Raw genomic sequence first — 15,750 nt, forward strand, 5'->3', positions numbered from 1 at the left:
GACAGGCATGACTTCGACACGACTTACCCCCTGAGATGAACAGGCAGATTCTGGCCCAGCCCCTGCGCCGCGACCAGCCCTTTCGGCTGCGCCGGAATGCCGGTGGTCAGAACGATTGCCGGACGTTGCCGCGGCCGGTCAGGATGACGCGCCGTTGGACCCGGTGCGCCGGCTGGACGTCCGCTTGCGTACGGTCTTGCGCGCGGGTGTCTTGCGCACGGTTTTTTTCGCGGTCTTCCTTGCAGCCTTTTTCGTAACTTTTTTCGTAGCCTTCTTCGCCACTTTGCTGGTGGCCTTCTTTGCTGCTTTCTTTGTCGCCTTCTTCGCACCCTTGCGGCCCGAGCCGGACAGCTTGCCGCCGCCGTCGCGCTTGTTGACGGTCGCCCAGGCGATGCGCTCGGCGTCCTCTTCGGACCGGCCCTGTTCGCGTTCGCTGTCCTGGATGTGTTCGGCCTGGCGCTTCTGCCTCTCGGTGTAGGCGGACTTGTCACCCCGTGGCATCGCGATCCTCTCCTGGCCGCCTTCAATACGGCGCAAGGCCTTGATAACAGGGACGTGGTCGAGGGGGCGGCAAGGCCATCAACGGGTTCATGACTAATGGCAGGTTCTGTATATAGAACTTGATAGTAGTGTTGCCATCAGCATAGCGGGGCGCCTTTCCAGCGCCCCCACAAGGCGACCTGCCATGACCGACCTCGACAACCAGCTGCGCAAATTCCAGAAGGAGCTCAGTGCCGGCACGGTGTCGCTGGTCCTGCTGGCGGTGCTGGCGTCGGCCAGCGAGCCGATGTACGGCTACCAGATCGCCAAGCGCCTGGAACGTACCGGCGAGGGCGTGCTCAGCGGCAAGCAGAGCGCGCTGTACCCGGTGTTGCGCAACCTTGGCGCCTCCGGCCTGCTCGACAGTCATGTCGAGCCGTCCATGTCGGGCCCGCCGCGTCGCTACTACCAGATCACCGATGCCGGGCGTGCGGTCCTGCAGGAATGGATCAACGCCTGGCGCGCCACCCGTGATTCCGTCGATACCGTCCTTGAAGGACCTGACAAATGAACGCGTTCAACTCCAGCAACGCCGGCCTGCCGACCACGATCCCCGGGTACCTGGAACACCTGCGTCGCTCCCTGGCCGGAGCCGATCCGGCGCTGGTGCAGGATGCGCTGTACGACGCCGAGGAATACCTGCGCTCGGAACTGGCCGAAAATCCCGGCAGGTCCGAGGCCGAGGTGATTGTTGCCGTCGCCGGCAGCTACGGCGCACCGGACGAGGTCGCCGACATCTACCGCGACACCGAGGTCAAGGTGCAGACGGCGCTGCGGCCGCCGGCACCGCCGCCGCGCAAGTCGGCGCTCGGTCAGTTCTTCGGCGTGATCGCCGAGCCACGCACCTACGGCGCGCTGTTCTACATGTTGCTGGCGCTGGCGACCGGCATCTTCTATTTCACCTGGGTGGTCACCGGCATCTCGCTGTCGGCCGGGCTGGGCGTGCTGATCATCGGCATCCCGTTCGTGATCCTGTACTTCGGCTCGGTGAAGATGCTGTCGCTGGTCGAAGGTCGCATCGTCGAGACGATGCTGGGCGAGCGCATGCCGCGCCGGCCGCTCTACGGCACCCGTGGACAGCCGTTGCTGGAGCGCATCAAGGACCTCTTCATCGATCCGCGCACCTGGGCCACGCAGCTGTACTTCCTGATGATGCTGCCGCTGGGCATCCTCTACTTCACGGTGACCGTGGTCGGGCTGACGGTGTCGCTGTCGATGATGGCCGCGCCGATCGCGCTGATGCTCGGCTTCGGCTCGCATCTCTACGTGGATGATGTGGTGGTGTTTGGCGCGGCCGAGCCGTGGCTGTGGCCGCTGGCGATGCTGGCAGGTGTGCTGCTGCTGTTCGCGACGATGCACCTGGTGCGCCTGTTCGGCCAGCTGCATGGGTTGCTCGCCAAGCACATGCTGGTGAAGACGGCGCAGTACAACTGAGGCGTGGCCCGGTTGCTCCGGACTTGGTCCGGAGGGGGCGGGCTCATCTGGGGTTCCCCGGGTGCGCTGCGCTTACCCGGGCTACGGAGCTGCTTGGCGTTCAGAAGTCGAAGAGTTCGCCTAGCAGGTTCTTCTTCTTCTTGTGCCGGTGTTCGGGGTAGCCGCCATGCGAGTCGCGCGACTGGTATGGCGACGGCGGCGGTCCGTGCTGGGGGCGCTGCGGCGGATGACGGACGCTGTCGGTGGTCGCGCGCTCGATCAGCTTGTCGAGTTCGCCGCGGTCAAGCCAGACGCCGCGGCATTGCGGGCAGTAGTCGATCTCGATGCCCTGGCGATCGGTCATCGCCAGTTTCACGTCGCGGCACACGGGACAGTCCATCGAAGGTTCCTTTGCTCAGCGGGGATACCTTCGTGATCTGGGCGGGGCCGCGGCTAATCAAGGGCTTGAGGTGCTCGCCGGTGCGTCCGTCGCCGGTGCATCCGTCGTCGGTGCATCCGTAGCTGCTTCCGTCGCAATGGCATGGCGCGCGATGAAATCACGCACCTGCGGGTAGACCTCGGTGCGCCAGCGACGGCCGCTGAAGATGCCGTAGTGGCCGGCGCCCTTGACGGTCAGGTGCTCGCGGTCGGCTTCGGCGACGCCGGTGCACAACGTGTGCGCAGCGCGGGTCTGGCCCTGGCCGGAGATGTCGTCGAGCTCGCCTTCGATGGTCAGCAGGGCGGTGCCGTGGATGCGCGAAGGATCGACGCGCTCGCCGCGCACGTCCCACAGGCCGCGCGGCAGCAGGTGCTCCTGGAACACGATCCGCACCGTCTGCAGGTAGTACTCGGCGGGCATGTCGAGCACGGCGTTGTATTCGTCATAGAAGCGGCGATGCGCGGCGGCATCGTCGAGATCGCCCTTGACCAGGTCCTGGTAGTAGTCCCAGTGCGAGGTGAAATGGCGCTCGGGATTCATCGCCACGAAGCCGGCGTGCTGCAGGAAGCCCGGGTAGACGCGGCGGCCGTGCCCGGGGTAATTCACCGGCACGTGGTGGATCAGGTTGTTCTCGAACCACGACAACGGCTTGTCGGTGGCGAGGTCGTTGACCTTGGTCGGGTTCTGGCGGGTATCGATCGGGCCACCCATCATCACCAGCGAACGCGGCGTGTCCTCGCCGCGGGCGGCCATCAGCGAGACCGCGGCCAGCACCGGCACGGTCGGCTGGCAGACGCTGATGACATGCAGCGACTTCGCGCCGATGTGGCGGATGAATTCCTCGATGTAGGCGACGTAGTCGTCAAGCGAGAACTCGCCGTCGCCGGTCGGCACCATGCGCGCGTCGACCCAGTCGGTGATGTAGACCTTGTGGTCGCGCAGCAGCGTGCGCACGGTATCGCGCAGCAGCGTGGCGTGGTGGCCCGACAGCGGTGCGACGACCAGCACCGGCGGGTCGTCCTTGAGGTCGCGCAGGTTGCCGGCGTCATCGGCGTAGCGCTTGAAGCGCAGCAGCCGGCAGAACGGCTTGCGCAGCATCTCGCGCTCGACCACCGGGTAGGCCGCGCCGTCGATGTCGATCGAGTGGATGCCGAACTCGGGCTTCTCGTAATCCTTGCCGATCCGGTACATCAGTTCGTAGCCGGCGGCCGCCTGCGCCGCGCCGGGCAAAGACGACAACCACCCGCCATGGGCGCCGAACATCTTGGCGCTGGCTTCGGCCCAATAGGTCATCGGGGCCATCCAGGCGCGCCCAAGCTCGTGCATCTGATAGAGCATTCGTCGAATCCGGTGTGGTTGGCGGTTTGCTGCGTCGCAGCATAGTGGATCGGCGGAACCTGAAACTGAATCGGGCTTTGGCGGGAACTCAGGCGGGGCGTTCGAGGGCGACCAGGCGTTCGGCCAGGGACGGTGCCAGCCACAGGTGCGAACCCAGCGCGGTCAGCCCCAATGCCTGCAGGCGCTGACGATAGAAGCGTGCCGGCCGCTGCTTGAAGTCGTGGTTGTCGCCGTCGGTTTCGTCTTCGCGGGTGAAGGTTTCCAGGAAGGCGACGCCTCCGCACAGCTCGGCCAGGGCGGGCAGGCCGCGATCGAGTTCGCGCGTGTCCAGGTAATGCATCACGTCGCTGCAGACCAGCAGGTCGACCGGCGGGCACGGGCGCAGATGCTGGAAGTCGCCGAAGCGGGCGAAGTGCAGGTTGCGGCGCGCGCCATAGCGGCTGACCGCGTATTCGCTGCTGTCGAAACCCAGGTACTGCAGCTTCGGCCGCAGCTTCAGCAGCGGTGCGCGCCATGCGCCTTCGCCGCAACCGATGTCGAGCACGCTGCGGATCGGGCGTTCCAGGTGGTACTCGGCAGTGGCGACGGCCAGTGCGACCTTGCGTGCCAGGCGCGCATTGCTGCCGACGGCGTGGTCCTTGCTGGCGCCCTTGCGGTACCAGCGGTCGAAGTAGCTCTGGTCGTACTGCTTGCTCATCGGATCGATCGATTGCGGCTGGCGCGGGACGGGGCATCGTAATCGATCCGTATGCCATCCTATTGCCCGCATTTCGGAGCAGAACCCATGGCCTACCTCTGGACCAAGACCGCCCACCTCGTATTCGTGATGGCCTGGATGGGCGGCGTGTTCTACCTGCCGCGGATCCTGGTCAACCTGGCCGAAGCCGGCGACGACGCCGCGGTGCGCGCGCGCCTGGTGCTGATGGGCAAGCGCCTGTACCGCTTCGGCCACATCATGTTCGGCCTTGCGTTCGTGCTCGGCCTGACGCTGTGGCTGCACTTCGGGATCAGCGGTGGCTGGCTGCATGCCAAGCTCGCGCTGGTCGCGGTGATGCTGGCGTACTTCATCGTCAGCGGACGCTGGCTCAAGGGCGTGGAAGCCGGCAAGGCGCTGCCCTCGTCGAAGACGCTGCGCTGGTTCAACGAACTGCCCGTGCTGCTGCTGGTGGCGATCGTCTACCTGGTGATCGCCAAGCCGTTCTGAGGGCACACCCTCAGCGGAACTTCGCCGGGTCCGGCAGCGTCACCGGCACGCCGTTGCCGTCGCAGTCGCCGGCCTTGCACAAGCCGGCGCTCAGCTTCGGCATCGCCTGCAGCATGAAGTGGAAGATCGTGTTCTGCTCGACGCTGCCGCGCACCGCCTCGCTGCCCGGGCCACGTGCCCAGATGCCGACGTCGTCGCCGCCATGCGATTCGGAACTCATCGGCACGAGCGCTTCCTGCAGGTAGTCCGGATCCTGCGTGTCGACGTTGCGCAGGTCAGGGCGCCCGCGCTTGGGGATCTGCACGCCGCTGACGGTGTGCTGGAACTTCTTCGGACCTTCGGCCTGCTGCGCGCTCGGGCCGACGTAGCCCGGGCCGTTGCTGTAGCTGAGCGTGGTGTAGGGCAGGCCGAGTGCATCGATGGCGTAATCGCCGTACTCGCCTTCCTCGCCGCTGGCGCCGCGAACCTTGTCGAGGATCGGATTGCCGCGCACCGGGTAGCCAACGAAGCTCAGCGTGTGCGAGTGGTCGGCGGTGACCAGGATCAGCGTGTCGTCGGCCGAGGTCGCATCGGCCGCTGCCTGCACCGCTTCGCTCAGTGCGATGGTGTCGGTGAGGGCGCGATAGGCATTGCCGTAGTGGTTGGCGTGGTCGATGCGGCCGCCTTCGACCAGCAGCACGTAGCCATTGGCATTGTGTTGCAGGCGCGCGATCGCGGCGCGGGTCATCTCCGCCAGCGTCGGCTCGCCGGCGCCGTCCTTGGGTCGGTCGTGCGAGAACTGCATGTGGTCGGGCTCGAACAACCCAAGCAGCGGGCCCTTTGTCGGCGCCGCGGCGAACTGCTGTGCATTCCACACGTAGGTGCCATCGGGATGCCGCTGCTTCCACTGCGCGACCAGGTCGCGGCCATCGAGGCGCTGGCCGACCTTGTCGTCGTATTCGGGATCGGACTGCTGCGCGGTCATGAACTCGCCGCGACCGCCGCCCATCAGCACGTCGGGGCCGTGGCCGTAGGGCGTTTCCACCAGCTGCCGTGCGATGTCGACGCAGCCGGCGGCCTTGGCGTCATCGGGCAGGTCGGTGTCGTTCTCCCAGTTGCGATCGGCGGAGTGGGTGAACGTCGCGCCGGGCGTGGCGTGGGTGACGCGGGTGGTGGTGACCACGCCGGTGCCCAGGCCCTGGCTCGCGGCCAGTTCCCACAGCGTCAGGATCGGCGCCTGCAGCGCCTGCGCACAATTACGGCGCGCCGCCTGCTGGCCGATGCTGAGCACGCCGGCGCGGGTCTTCACGCCCGTCGCCATGGCACTCATCGTGCCGGCGGAGTCGGGGGTCTGCGAGTCGGTGTTGTAGGTCTTGCTCAGCGCCGTGGCCGGGAAGCGCTCCCAGCTCAGCCGGTTCTCCTCGCCCGGGCCGCCCTTGCGCTGGCCGTCGAGGATGCGCGCGGCGGCGACCGTAGTCAGGCTCATGCCGTCGCCGACGAACAGGATCACGTTCCTGGCCTTGCCTGCCATGGCGCCACGCTGTGCCGCCTGTGCGGCGCCGTCGCGGAACCACCACGCTGCGGTCTCCTCCCTGGGGTGCGCGATGACGGGCACGTCCACGGCGAGTGCGGTGGCTGCGGCCGCGGGGCGGACGCCCTGGCTGGTGCAGGCGCTGGCGAGCAGGGTGGCGGCGAAGGCCAGGCAAGCGTGAGACAGGCGGGCGTGAGGCAGTCGGGACATCGGGCAGGGGTGTCGGCAGGCAAACCGCGATTATGCAGTGCGTTATTGCAGTGCTGGGACACCGGCGTTGCACTCACGGGGTCGCAGGCCAGTTCGGGCTGGGATATCGTGCAAATCCGGCAGGTAAAGCAAAGCGACGGTTCCGATGAAGGTGGTTTCGGCCTGGCTCCGCATCCCGTTCTGGCAGCGCGTGCTGGCCGGATTCGTGCTGGGTGCGCTCGCTGGCTGGCTGTTCGGGCATTCGGCTGAAACGTGGTTCGGTCCGCTCGGCACGATCTACGTCAACGGCATCAAGATGATCGCCGTGCCGCTGGTGTTCTTCGCGGTGATGAACGCCATCAGCAGCCTGCACGGGCAGAAGTCCGTCGCCGCGCTGGGCGGGCGCACGTTTGTCTGGTTCGCGATCACCGCTGCGCTCGCCGTCGGCGTTGGCCTGTCGATGGGCTGGCTGCTGCAGCCCGGCCACGGACTGGCCGGCTTGACGGTGGCGCCGGACTACACCGTTCGCGAAGTGCCGACGCCGGCGCAGGTGCTGCTCGACGTCATCCCGACCAATCCGTTCAAGGCATTGAGCGAAGGCAAGATCCTGCAGGTGATCGTGTTCGCCGGCCTGGTCGGATTCGCCATGGTCAAGCTCGGCGAGCGCACCGCCAACCTGCGCAAGCTGGCCGCCGAGGCCAGCGATGCCATGGTGCAGGTCACCCGCTTCGTGCTCGAGCTGACCCCGCTGGGCACCTTCGGCCTGATCGCCTCGCTGGTCGGCGCATATGGTTTCGAGAAGCTGCTGCCGCTGGGCACGTTCGTGTTCGCGCTGTACCTGGCATGCGCGCTGCACATCGTCTTCGTCTACGGCAGCCTGCTGCTGGTGCACGGCCTGAATCCGCTGAAGTTCTTCCGCGGTGCCGCACCGGGCATGCAGGTTGCGTTCGTGGCCTCGTCCAGCTTCGCGGCGATGCCGGCGGCGATCCGCTCGGTGACGCACAACCTAGGCGTCGACAAGGACTACGCCGCGTTCGCCGTGCCACTGGGCGCAAGCATCAAGATGGACGGCTGCGGCGCGATCTACCCGGCGCTGACGTCGATGTTCGTCGCGCAGTATTTCGGCCTGCACCTGGAACCGAGCCAGTACTTCACGATCCTGATCGCTTCGGTGCTGGGCAGCTTCGGTACCGCCGGCGTGCCGGGCACGGCGATCGTGATGGTGACCCTGGTGCTGTCGGCGGCCGGCCTGCCGCTGGAAGGCATCGGCTACCTGGTCGCGATCGACCGCGTGCTCGACATGATGCGCACGATGACCAACGTGACCGGGCAGATGCTGGTGCCGGTGCTGGTCGCCAAGGAAACCGGCCTGCTCGACCGCGAGGTCTACGAGGCTGCATCGAGCAACCTGGGCATCGCCGAGGGCGAGAAGGCCGAGATCGGCCGGATCTGAGTCCTCGCGGACCGGAGCGGTCAGCTGCCGCTCCGGGTCACCGGGAGTCGCGTTACACCCGCGAGTACGACCACGACAGCATGCGGCCGTCGCGATACGGCATCACGCCATGGAACGAGCGCGCGTCGTCGTCGAACACCAGCGGCAGGAAGTTGCGATCGCCTTCCCACATCGGCAACTCGTGCAACCGCTCCAGTGGCACCCATTCCAGCGTGCCTTCCGGGTTGCTCGCGTGCGGCGTGCCGCTGAAGCGGGTGATCACGAACACGAAGCCCAGCCAGTCCTCGCCGTGCTTGCCGAATCCGGGCCAGCTGATCGTGCCACGCAGTTTCAGTTCCTCGCAGTCGATGCCGGCTTCTTCGTGGATCTCGCGGCGCATGCCGGCGACCACGTCTTCCTGCGGCTCGAGCTTGCCGCCCAGGCCGTTGTACTTGCCCAGCTGATGGTCGTCCGGGCGTGCATTGCGGTGGACCATCAGCACCTGGCGGCCGTCGGGCGAGAGGACGTAGCCGAGGGTGGCCACGATCGGGGTGTAGGGCATCAGTGTTTCGCCTCGGATTCGGCTTTGAGCTGGGCATCCAGACGGGTCGCGGCGCGGCCTGCGTAGTCGGCGCAGCTGATGGGCTGCGGATGCGGCGAGGCAGTGTTGCCCGGCGTCCAGCCGCTGGCGTCGGGATGCGGGGTGATCAGCACGTCGCAGGGCAGTGCTGCGACGGTCCCGAAGCTGCGGCGGTAGTCGTCGACGATGTGCGGGTAGCGCGGGTTGCCGGCCAGCTGGTAGCCGGGTGCGGACAGGCTGTCGACGTACGCGATGCGAAGCGGCTTGCGTTCGCGCTTGTCATCCCAGGTCCAGCTCATGCTGCCCGGGGTATGGCCCGGGGTGAAATGCACGGTGAAACGCATGCCGCCGAGCTCGACCACCTCGCCGTCCATCACGAGCCGGTCGGGGTGCACCGGCGGGAACACCATGTCTTCGCTGAAGTGCAGGTCGGCGCTGCCGCCGCGGGCGAGCAGGGCGGCCGATTCGGCATTGCTGACCACGCGCGCCCCGGTTGCGCGCTGGATCGCCGCGATCGGACCGGCATGGTCGATATGGGCGTGGCTGTGCAGGATGTACTTGAGGTCGGATGGGGCGACGCCGAGTTCGCGCATGCGCGCCAGGATCATGTCTGCGGCCTGCGGCAGGCCGCCGTCGATCAGCACGGCACCGGCGTCGGTCTTCACCAGCAGCGCGCTCAGGCCCTGGGTGCCGATGTACCAGGTGCGATCGCCGATGCGGAACGGCTGCACCGGTTGCCGCCACTCCGCGTCGGTCTCGTAGGCCTTCGCCTGCGGCAGGACGGGTTCGGCGTTCTTCGCCGGTGCCGCGGACAGCGGGCCGGCGAGTGCGATCAGCACGGTGGCGGCAATTGCGGAAATGCGCAGCAGGGGCATCGGCGACGGCTCACGTGGGGGCGCACAGTTTCGGCGATTTCGCCGCGTTCGATATGTGCTGATGTTCACCCGTTGTGTCGAGTCGTGGCCTACACCCTTGGCAGGGTGGTCCGCCGGTACACCAGCCGCACCGCCAGCAGTGCCGTCGGAATCGGCAGCACCAGGCCGCACACCGACAGCCAGCCCGGGTGCGGGAACTTCAGGATCATGCCGAGCACCCCCGAGATCACGACCAGCGCGACCAGCAGCGCGGCGGCGGTCTGGTGGCGGGCGATCTTCGCCCCGACCAGGGCGCCGGTGAAGGTGCCCAGCAGCCAGGCCAGCAGCACCATGGCCTTGGCGCCGGGCGGCATCTGCGCGATGAAGGCGGCGAAGGCGGCCTCGTTGGCCGGATCGGTGATGTCCAGGCCCGCCGGTGGCGGATAGGCCGAGTGGCCCAGCATTTCCACCAGCATGATCACCGCCACGGCGACCACTACGCCGACCAGCATGCCCAGGATCGTCCGCCCCATGGTGTTGCCCTCGATTGCCTGGCCGCGAGGATCGCCCGCGCGCGGCCATGCCGCAAGCTCACGCGTGCCGCGCATAATCGACCTTCCGCCGACCGATTCGCTTCACGGAGCCAGGAATGCCTGCTGCTGTTCCCCGCCTGCTCGCCTTTGCCGGAAGCCTGCGCCAGGGTTCCTACAACCGGCGCCTGATCCATGTGTTGGCCGAGGGCGCGCGCGCTGCCGGGGCCGACGTGACCCTGATCGAGCTGCGCGACTATTCGCTGCCGGTCTACGACGGCGACATCGAATCGGCGGGTATGCCGGAGGCGGTGCGCCAGTTGCAGGCGTTGATGGCGCGCCACGACGGGTTGCTGATCAGCACGCCGGAGTACAACGGGTCGATGCCGGCGCTGGTGAAGAACACGCTCGACTGGATCTCGCGGCCGACCGATGCGGGCGGGTCCGGTGTCGCGCTGTTCCAGGACAAGGTTGCGGGCATCGTGTCGGCATCGCCCGGTCCGCTGGGTGGACTGCGTTCGCTGCTGGTGTTGCGTGACGCGCTTGCCAAACTGGGGCTGCTTGTCGTGCCGCAGCAGGTGGCGGTCGGACAGGCCGCCGACAAGCTGCCCGACTACGGCATCCTCAGCGACGATCGACTCAGGAACGGTGTGCACGGTGTGGCCAATGCCGTGGTGCGCCACCTGCGGGCAACCCTCAACGAGTCCTCCAGCGGAGCCCAGCCATGAGCGGTAGACAGCGTGAACTGAACCTGCGTTTCCTCGCCGAGCCATCCGACGTCAACTACGGTGGCAAGGTCCACGGTGGCGTGGTGATGAAGTGGATCGATCAGGCCGGTTATGCGGCGGCGGTCGGTTGGGCGGGAACGTACAGTGTGACGGTGGCGGTGGGCGGGATCCGTTTCGTCGCGCCGATCCGCATTTCCGACATGGTCACGGTGCACACGAAGCTGGTGCACACGGGCACGACCAGCATGCATTTCGCGGTCGATGTGAAGGCGCGCGATCCGATGGAAGGGCCCGAGGAAGATCGCTTGTGCACCCACTGCGTGATCGTCTTCGTCGCGCTCGACGGTGCCGACGGCAAGCCGACGCCGGTGCCGCCATGGACGCCGGTCAATGATGTCGACCGGCATCTGGGCGAGTACGCGCTCAAGGTGATGGAGCTGAGCAAGGGCATCGAGGCGACGATGAACGAGCTGAGCAGGGCGGCAGCGGAGATCTGAGCGTTTTGGACGTTTGGACGTTCGGACGTTTGGACGTTTGGACGTTTGGCGCTGAGGTGTCGGAAGGGCGCCGTCCGCCGGCTGGGGGATTGCTCCGCCCCTTAGTCGGACATCCTGTCCGAATGCGGGGCGCGGGACATCCATGTCCCGCTGCGGAGCAATCCCCCACCCGCCGGACGACGCTCCGGCAATTGTTTGCACGGTCTTCGGGCTTTGACCGTCATTCCCGCGAACGAAAAAGGCCGCCCTGGGGCGGCCTTTCGGAAGCGGTGCTGTCGCTTGGCTCAGATGCCGTCGAGGCGCCGTGCCTGCATGAACTTGCCGCTCCAGTAGCCGGTGTCCATGCTCGACACCTGGACGTCCTTGCCGCGGCTGGGGGCGTGCACGAAGCGGCCTTCGCCGACGTAGATGCCGACGTGGTCGACGCGGCCGCGACGGCCGAAGAACACCAGGTCGCCGGCGCTGAGCTTGGCGCGGTCGGTGACCAGTTCGCCGCTCTTGGCCATTTCGCGCGAGACGCGCGGCAGGTCGATGCCCAGGGCGTTCTGGAATACGTAGCCGACCAGGCCGCTGCAGTCGAAGCCCTTGTTCGGGTCGGTGCCGCCCCAGCGGTACGGGGTGCCCAGCAGGGCCATTGCGCGCTGCAGGACGGTGGCGATCTTGCCCTGCTGGGCCGTCGGCACCGACGCGGCGGCGTCGACGCCGCCCGGGGCGAACAGGCGGTTGAGGTCGGTGGCCAGCAGCAGGGCGCGATCGGACAGGCCCATGGCCTCCGGCAGCATCGTGCTGGTGGCGGCGGCCGGTGCATCGGCGGAATCGGCGGCCAGCGACGACGACGGCATCTGCTGGGCCAGCGCCGGCACGGCCAGCATGGCCAGCACGGCGGAGAAGAGGAATTGCACGCACACCCGGAAGGGGCGGCGGAGGGTTACGGCGGCTTGGCCGGTGCAGGGCAGGTTGAGCGTCACGCGGTCATCACGAAGTCGTCGACCCGGGGGATCATGCCTGCCAAACCCGTGGATTGGGTTCAAATTTCGTTATGGAAACGTTAAACGACCTGTGGGCAGTCACAAATCGTGCCACTACTAAGCCCATGTCCCTGTTCAGAAATTCGGCCGAACGGCCTAGTTCAGCACACGCTTGGCGCCGCTGTAGTGGTCGCGCCAGTAGCTGCCATCGAGGGTGTCCAGGCGGACCGTGCCACCGGTGCTGGGCGCATGCACGAAGCGGCCTTCACCGACGTAGATGCCGACGTGGCTGACATTGCCGCCCTGGCCAAAGAACACCAGGTCGCCGGCGGCGAGGCGCTCGGGGACGATGCGCGGGCCCTGGAAGCTGGCGAGGTCGCGCGAGGTGCGGGGCAGGCGCAGGTCGAGCATGTCGCGGTAGACGTAGTTGACCAGGCCGCTGCAGTCGAAGCCGCCTTCCGGGGAGTTGCCGCCGTAGCGGTAGGGCGTGCCGACCAGGCTGATCGCGCGCATCAGCACCGCGTTGGCGGCGACCGGGTCCTCGGGCTGGACGGCCGGCCAGGCCCGTGCCGGGGGCCGCGACTGGCGCACGGCTTCGTGGCCGCCACCGCAGGCGGCGAGGGCCAGGCACAGCAGCACGAGGGAAATGGTCCGCGGTCCGCGCAGTGGCGCGGGGGCGGTGTTGCCGGGATAATGCCGCGCTTTCGTCACGGCCATTAGCTTGGCCGTTCATGTTGCCGACGGTCAAGCCGTCGCCGCCCCCAGCTGCCGTATCGGTGGCATTCCATGTCGAGCCCCCTGCAATGAACATCGAGAAAGATCGCGTCGTCCTTTTCCATTACTCCGTTTCCGAGCAGGGCCAGGAGACGCTTGAAAGTTCGGAAGGCCGCGAGCCGCTGGCGATCCTGATTGGCCACGGCAACATCATCCCGGGCCTGGAGAAGGCGATGGAAGGCCACGTGGCCGGCGACAAGTTCGAAGTCGATGTCGCTGCGGTCGATGCCTATGGCGAGCGTCGCGAGGGTCTGACCCAGCGCGTGCCGAAGAAGCACTTCCAGGGTGCTCGCCTGGAGCCGGGCATGCAGGCGGTGCTGCCGACCAATTTCGGTCCGCGCGCTGTCACCATCCAGAAGGTCGGCATGAGCGTGGTCGATGTCGATCTGAACCATCCGATGGCGGGCAAGGATCTGCATTTCTCGATCGAGATCGTGGAAGTGCGTGAGGCTTCGGCGGAAGAGGTCGAGCACGGTCACGTCCACGGTGAAGGTGGTCATCAGCACTGATCCACTGGGTTCCGCCAGGGAGAGCAGACGGCCCGCGCAAGCGGGCCGTTCTTGTTTGCAACTTCACCGTCGTCCCGGCGAACGCCGGACCCAGGCCATTGCTCGACCCGCCGCGTCACGTCATCCCCGCGATGGCGGGGATCCATGGACGTTGCTTTTCGAACCGCACGCACCACCCCATGCCCATGCTTTAATCGGCGCTTCTCCTGGGGAGGGGCGCGTCAATGGCGGCAACTGGCTTGCACTGGGCGCGGGCAGTCGCGCTGGCTCTGGCGATTTCCGGGGTCGCGATCGCAAACGCTGCTCCGCCGCAAGGCGCCTTGCCTGCGGCTCCCTCCGATACGTCAGCCCTGGCCGCCGATGCACTCGCGCTGCCACCGCCGCGCGTGGTCGATGCCGCCGACCTGTCGGCCTACGTCGATGGTGTGGTCGAAGGCTACATGCGCCGGCTCGGCATCGCCGGCGTCACCGTTGCCGTGGTTGACCAGCAGGGTCCGCTGCTGCTGCGCGGCTACGGCATGGCCGGGCAGTCGCCGCATCGCGATGTCGATCCTGCGCGCACGCTGTTCCGCGTCGGCTCGGTGTCCAAGACCTTCACCTACCTGGAAGCGCTCAAGCTCATCGATGCCGGCAAGCTGTCGCTCGATGCTCCGGTAAACGACTACCTTCCGGCCGACCTGCACCTTCCCGACGACGGCTATCCGCCGGTGCTGGTCCGACACCTGCTCACCCACAGCGCCGGCTACGAGGACATTGCCCTCGGTCACCTGTTCGCCAGTACGCCCGAAAACTCGCTGACCCTGCACGACTACCTGCTCAACCACCGTCCGGCCCGGGTGCGACCGCCGGGCACGCATGCGGTCTACTCGAACTACTCGCTGGCGCTGCTCGGTGCGGTGCTGGCCCGGGTCAACGACGTCTCCTTCGAAACGCTGGCCGAACGCGACCTGTTCGAGCCGATGGGCATGCAGCTGACCACCTTCCGCGAGCCACTCGGCCAGGGCGACCCGCGCAACGCCGATGCCCGTTTCCAGGGGCTGTGGTCGCAGGGCTTCAAGCGCGAAGGCGGCGGCTACAGCAGTGAGCCGTTCGAATACATCGCGCAGATCGCGCCGGCCGGCAGCGTATCGAGCAATGCCGCCGACATGGCGCGCTACCTGACCATGCTGGTCAACCGCGGCGAACTCGACGGCCGTCGCATCGTCCCGGCTGAGGCATTCGCGCGCCTGGAAGGCGAACCGCTGTTCCGCAATGCGCCCGACGCCACCGGCTTCGCCTATGGCTTCTTCCGCAAGCGCTACGGCCAGGTGCAGAGCCTGGAGCACGGCGGCGCGACGATGTACTTCCATTCCAACCTGGTCGCGGTGCCGGAACTGGGTTTCGGTGTGTTCGTCTCGACCAACACCGACAACGGCGTGCGCCTTGCCGCGGAACTGCCGCAGCTGCTGCTGCAGCGCTACTTCCCGCGTGCCCGTGACGCCGCGCTGCCGGCGCCGCCAAAAGACTTCGCCGAGCGCGGCCAGGCCTACGCCGGCAAGTACCTGGGCGAGCGCCGGCCGTTCCTCGGCTTCGAGAAGCTGCTGCTGGCCAGCGACGCCACCGTCGCCGTCACCGACGATGGCTACCTGACCCTGACCAGCGGCGGCGAAAGCTCGCGCTGGGTCGAGGAGAAGCCGAATGTGTTCCGCGCCCTGCAGGGGCCGGGACGGCTGGCCTTTCTCGTCGGCCAGGACGGTGCGGTCACCGGCTTCGTCAGCCCCGGCGGCCATGACGTCTACGACCGCGCCGGCACCCTCGACGATTCGCAACTGCTGATCGCGATGATCGTGCTGGCGGCGCTGACCGCGCTGGCCATCATCACCGGTGCCTGGATGCGGCGCTGGAAGCGGCGCAACGGCGAGACGATGGGCGCCATTCGCAGTGCGCAATGGCTGTATGTCGCAGCGGCGGCGTGGCTGGTGCTGGCGGTGCTGCTGGCGGTGGCTGCCTTCGGCATCGTCCAGGGCGGCAATGGCCTGATGTTCAGCTACCCGGGCGTGCCGTTGCGACTGGCCCTGTGGTGGGCGCTGCCGGTGATGCTGCTGACGCTGGTGTGCATCGTCCAGCTGTGGCCGGCATGGCGCGCGCGCACCTGGGGCTTCTGGCGCAAGCTGCGGCACACCAGCGCGGTGGCGATCTTCGCCTTCGCCGCCGTGCTGATGTGGTCCTGGAACATGGTGGGCTGGAAACTCTGAGGAGACTGCCG

At 67.3% G+C, this 15,750-nt stretch carries 18 protein-coding genes; 8 read left to right on the forward strand and 10 right to left on the reverse strand.

The annotated features are described in order from the left end of the window. Positions 1–138: 138 nt before the first annotated feature. Entirely contained in the window at positions 139–537 is a 399-nt protein-coding gene (locus MNR01_RS16430; protein WP_241918786.1) for a hypothetical protein, read from the reverse strand. Between the two features lie 148 nt (positions 538–685). On the opposite strand from MNR01_RS16430, the gene MNR01_RS16435 reads away from it, so the two are divergent. Both MNR01_RS16435 and MNR01_RS16440 read left to right on the forward strand, forming a co-directional pair. After that, positions 686–1,051, forward strand: a complete 366-nt coding sequence (locus tag MNR01_RS16435; RefSeq protein ID WP_241918787.1) for a PadR family transcriptional regulator — start codon at positions 686–688, stop codon at positions 1,049–1,051. Then, the gene (locus MNR01_RS16440; RefSeq protein WP_241918788.1) at positions 1,048–1,974 is read left to right on the forward strand and encodes a sensor domain-containing protein; all 927 of its coding nucleotides are present in this window, start codon (positions 1,048–1,050) and stop codon (positions 1,972–1,974) included. The genes MNR01_RS16435 and MNR01_RS16440 overlap by 4 nt, the downstream gene beginning before the upstream one ends. A gap of 100 nt (positions 1,975–2,074) precedes the next feature. Here MNR01_RS16440 and MNR01_RS16445 read toward each other — a convergent pair whose 3' ends face one another. From MNR01_RS16445 to MNR01_RS16455, 3 genes are all read right to left on the reverse strand, one after another. Beyond that, entirely contained in the window at positions 2,075–2,353 is a 279-nt protein-coding gene (locus MNR01_RS16445) for a zf-TFIIB domain-containing protein (RefSeq protein ID WP_241918789.1), read from the reverse strand. Between the two features lie 57 nt (positions 2,354–2,410). Next, positions 2,411–3,730, reverse strand: coding sequence for a polyhydroxyalkanoate depolymerase (gene phaZ / locus MNR01_RS16450; protein ID WP_241918790.1), 1,320 nt, complete (start codon positions 3,728–3,730; stop codon positions 2,411–2,413). A gap of 88 nt (positions 3,731–3,818) precedes the next feature. Next, the gene (locus MNR01_RS16455) at positions 3,819–4,427 is read right to left on the reverse strand and encodes a class I SAM-dependent methyltransferase (RefSeq protein WP_241918791.1); all 609 of its coding nucleotides are present in this window, start codon (positions 4,425–4,427) and stop codon (positions 3,819–3,821) included. An 87-nt stretch (positions 4,428–4,514) separates the two neighbouring features. Between MNR01_RS16455 and MNR01_RS16460 the strand changes: the two genes are divergently transcribed. Beyond that, positions 4,515–4,934: a CopD family protein gene (locus MNR01_RS16460; RefSeq protein WP_241918792.1), complete on the forward strand. Its 420-nt coding sequence runs from the start codon at positions 4,515–4,517 to the stop codon at positions 4,932–4,934. A 10-nt stretch (positions 4,935–4,944) separates the two neighbouring features. Here MNR01_RS16460 and MNR01_RS16465 read toward each other — a convergent pair whose 3' ends face one another. Then, on the reverse strand, positions 4,945–6,654 hold the full coding sequence (locus MNR01_RS16465; protein ID WP_241918793.1) for an alkaline phosphatase: 1,710 nt from the start codon (positions 6,652–6,654) through the stop codon (positions 4,945–4,947). A 145-nt stretch (positions 6,655–6,799) separates the two neighbouring features. Between MNR01_RS16465 and MNR01_RS16470 the strand changes: the two genes are divergently transcribed. Further along, positions 6,800–8,086 (forward strand): dicarboxylate/amino acid:cation symporter, encoded by a 1,287-nt coding sequence (locus MNR01_RS16470; RefSeq protein WP_241918794.1) that lies wholly within the window; start codon positions 6,800–6,802, stop codon positions 8,084–8,086. A 52-nt stretch (positions 8,087–8,138) separates the two neighbouring features. Here the strand turns inward: MNR01_RS16470 and MNR01_RS16475 are convergent, their stop codons facing one another. The 3 genes from MNR01_RS16475 to MNR01_RS16485 form a co-directional block, all read right to left on the reverse strand. Beyond that, the gene (locus MNR01_RS16475) at positions 8,139–8,627 is read right to left on the reverse strand and encodes an 8-oxo-dGTP diphosphatase (protein WP_241918795.1); all 489 of its coding nucleotides are present in this window, start codon (positions 8,625–8,627) and stop codon (positions 8,139–8,141) included. Next, positions 8,627–9,520: a subclass B3 metallo-beta-lactamase gene (gene bla, locus MNR01_RS16480; RefSeq protein ID WP_241918796.1), complete on the reverse strand. Its 894-nt coding sequence runs from the start codon at positions 9,518–9,520 to the stop codon at positions 8,627–8,629. Before bla ends, MNR01_RS16475 begins: the two co-directional genes overlap by 1 nt. Before the next feature lie 89 nt (positions 9,521–9,609). After that, positions 9,610–10,107, reverse strand: coding sequence for a hypothetical protein (locus tag MNR01_RS16485; protein WP_241918797.1), 498 nt, complete (start codon positions 10,105–10,107; stop codon positions 9,610–9,612). A 41-nt stretch (positions 10,108–10,148) separates the two neighbouring features. Between MNR01_RS16485 and MNR01_RS16490 the strand changes: the two genes are divergently transcribed. Together MNR01_RS16490 and MNR01_RS16495 are read left to right on the forward strand one after the other, a co-directional pair. Then, entirely contained in the window at positions 10,149–10,757 is a 609-nt protein-coding gene (locus MNR01_RS16490; protein ID WP_241918798.1) for an NAD(P)H-dependent oxidoreductase, read from the forward strand. Further along, the gene (locus tag MNR01_RS16495) at positions 10,754–11,254 is read left to right on the forward strand and encodes a hotdog domain-containing protein (RefSeq protein ID WP_241918799.1); all 501 of its coding nucleotides are present in this window, start codon (positions 10,754–10,756) and stop codon (positions 11,252–11,254) included. The genes MNR01_RS16490 and MNR01_RS16495 overlap by 4 nt, the downstream gene beginning before the upstream one ends. A gap of 284 nt (positions 11,255–11,538) precedes the next feature. Here MNR01_RS16495 and MNR01_RS16500 read toward each other — a convergent pair whose 3' ends face one another. Continuing rightward, on the reverse strand, positions 11,539–12,126 hold the full coding sequence (locus tag MNR01_RS16500; RefSeq protein WP_241920662.1) for a C40 family peptidase: 588 nt from the start codon (positions 12,124–12,126) through the stop codon (positions 11,539–11,541). Between the two features lie 252 nt (positions 12,127–12,378). Next, a complete protein-coding gene (locus MNR01_RS16505; RefSeq protein WP_241918800.1) occupies positions 12,379–12,939 on the reverse strand; it encodes a C40 family peptidase in 561 nt (186 codons plus the stop codon). An 86-nt stretch (positions 12,940–13,025) separates the two neighbouring features. On the opposite strand from MNR01_RS16505, the gene MNR01_RS16510 reads away from it, so the two are divergent. Together MNR01_RS16510 and MNR01_RS16515 are read left to right on the forward strand one after the other, a co-directional pair. Next, complete coding sequence (locus MNR01_RS16510) at positions 13,026–13,505, forward strand: peptidylprolyl isomerase (RefSeq protein WP_241918801.1); 480 nt, start codon at positions 13,026–13,028, stop codon at positions 13,503–13,505. Positions 13,506–13,825: 320 nt separating this feature from the next. After that, the gene (locus tag MNR01_RS16515) at positions 13,826–15,739 is read left to right on the forward strand and encodes a serine hydrolase domain-containing protein (RefSeq protein WP_241918802.1); all 1,914 of its coding nucleotides are present in this window, start codon (positions 13,826–13,828) and stop codon (positions 15,737–15,739) included. The last annotated feature ends 11 nt before the right edge of the window (positions 15,740–15,750 follow it).

It is taken from the genome of Lysobacter sp. S4-A87 (assembly GCF_022637455.1).
Lineage (GTDB): Bacteria > Pseudomonadota > Gammaproteobacteria > Xanthomonadales > Xanthomonadaceae > Lysobacter_J.

Excerpts from the sequence above, each read along its gene's own strand:
- MNR01_RS16505 (WP_241918800.1), bottom strand. The coding sequence starts at position 12,939 with ATGGCCGTGACGAAAGCGCGGCATTATCCCGGCAACACCGCCCCCGCG.
- bla (WP_241918796.1), bottom strand. The coding sequence starts at position 9,520 with ATGCCCCTGCTGCGCATTTCCGCAATTGCCGCCACCGTGCTGATCGCA.
- MNR01_RS16490 (WP_241918798.1), top strand. The coding sequence starts at position 10,149 with ATGCCTGCTGCTGTTCCCCGCCTGCTCGCCTTTGCCGGAAGCCTGCGC.
- MNR01_RS16440 (WP_241918788.1), top strand. The coding sequence starts at position 1,048 with ATGAACGCGTTCAACTCCAGCAACGCCGGCCTGCCGACCACGATCCCC.
- MNR01_RS16460 (WP_241918792.1), top strand. The coding sequence starts at position 4,515 with ATGGCCTACCTCTGGACCAAGACCGCCCACCTCGTATTCGTGATGGCC.
- MNR01_RS16485 (WP_241918797.1), bottom strand. The coding sequence starts at position 10,107 with ATGCGCGGCACGCGTGAGCTTGCGGCATGGCCGCGCGCGGGCGATCCT.
- MNR01_RS16495 (WP_241918799.1), top strand. The coding sequence starts at position 10,754 with ATGAGCGGTAGACAGCGTGAACTGAACCTGCGTTTCCTCGCCGAGCCA.
- MNR01_RS16475 (WP_241918795.1), bottom strand. The coding sequence starts at position 8,627 with ATGCCCTACACCCCGATCGTGGCCACCCTCGGCTACGTCCTCTCGCCC.
- MNR01_RS16435 (WP_241918787.1), top strand. The coding sequence starts at position 686 with ATGACCGACCTCGACAACCAGCTGCGCAAATTCCAGAAGGAGCTCAGT.
- MNR01_RS16445 (WP_241918789.1), bottom strand. The coding sequence starts at position 2,353 with ATGGACTGTCCCGTGTGCCGCGACGTGAAACTGGCGATGACCGATCGC.
- MNR01_RS16465 (WP_241918793.1), bottom strand. The coding sequence starts at position 6,654 with ATGTCCCGACTGCCTCACGCCCGCCTGTCTCACGCTTGCCTGGCCTTC.
- phaZ (WP_241918790.1), bottom strand. The coding sequence starts at position 3,730 with ATGCTCTATCAGATGCACGAGCTTGGGCGCGCCTGGATGGCCCCGATG.
- MNR01_RS16500 (WP_241920662.1), bottom strand. The coding sequence starts at position 12,126 with ATGCTGGCCGTGCCGGCGCTGGCCCAGCAGATGCCGTCGTCGTCGCTG.
- MNR01_RS16455 (WP_241918791.1), bottom strand. The coding sequence starts at position 4,427 with ATGAGCAAGCAGTACGACCAGAGCTACTTCGACCGCTGGTACCGCAAG.
- MNR01_RS16510 (WP_241918801.1), top strand. The coding sequence starts at position 13,026 with ATGAACATCGAGAAAGATCGCGTCGTCCTTTTCCATTACTCCGTTTCC.
- MNR01_RS16470 (WP_241918794.1), top strand. The coding sequence starts at position 6,800 with ATGAAGGTGGTTTCGGCCTGGCTCCGCATCCCGTTCTGGCAGCGCGTG.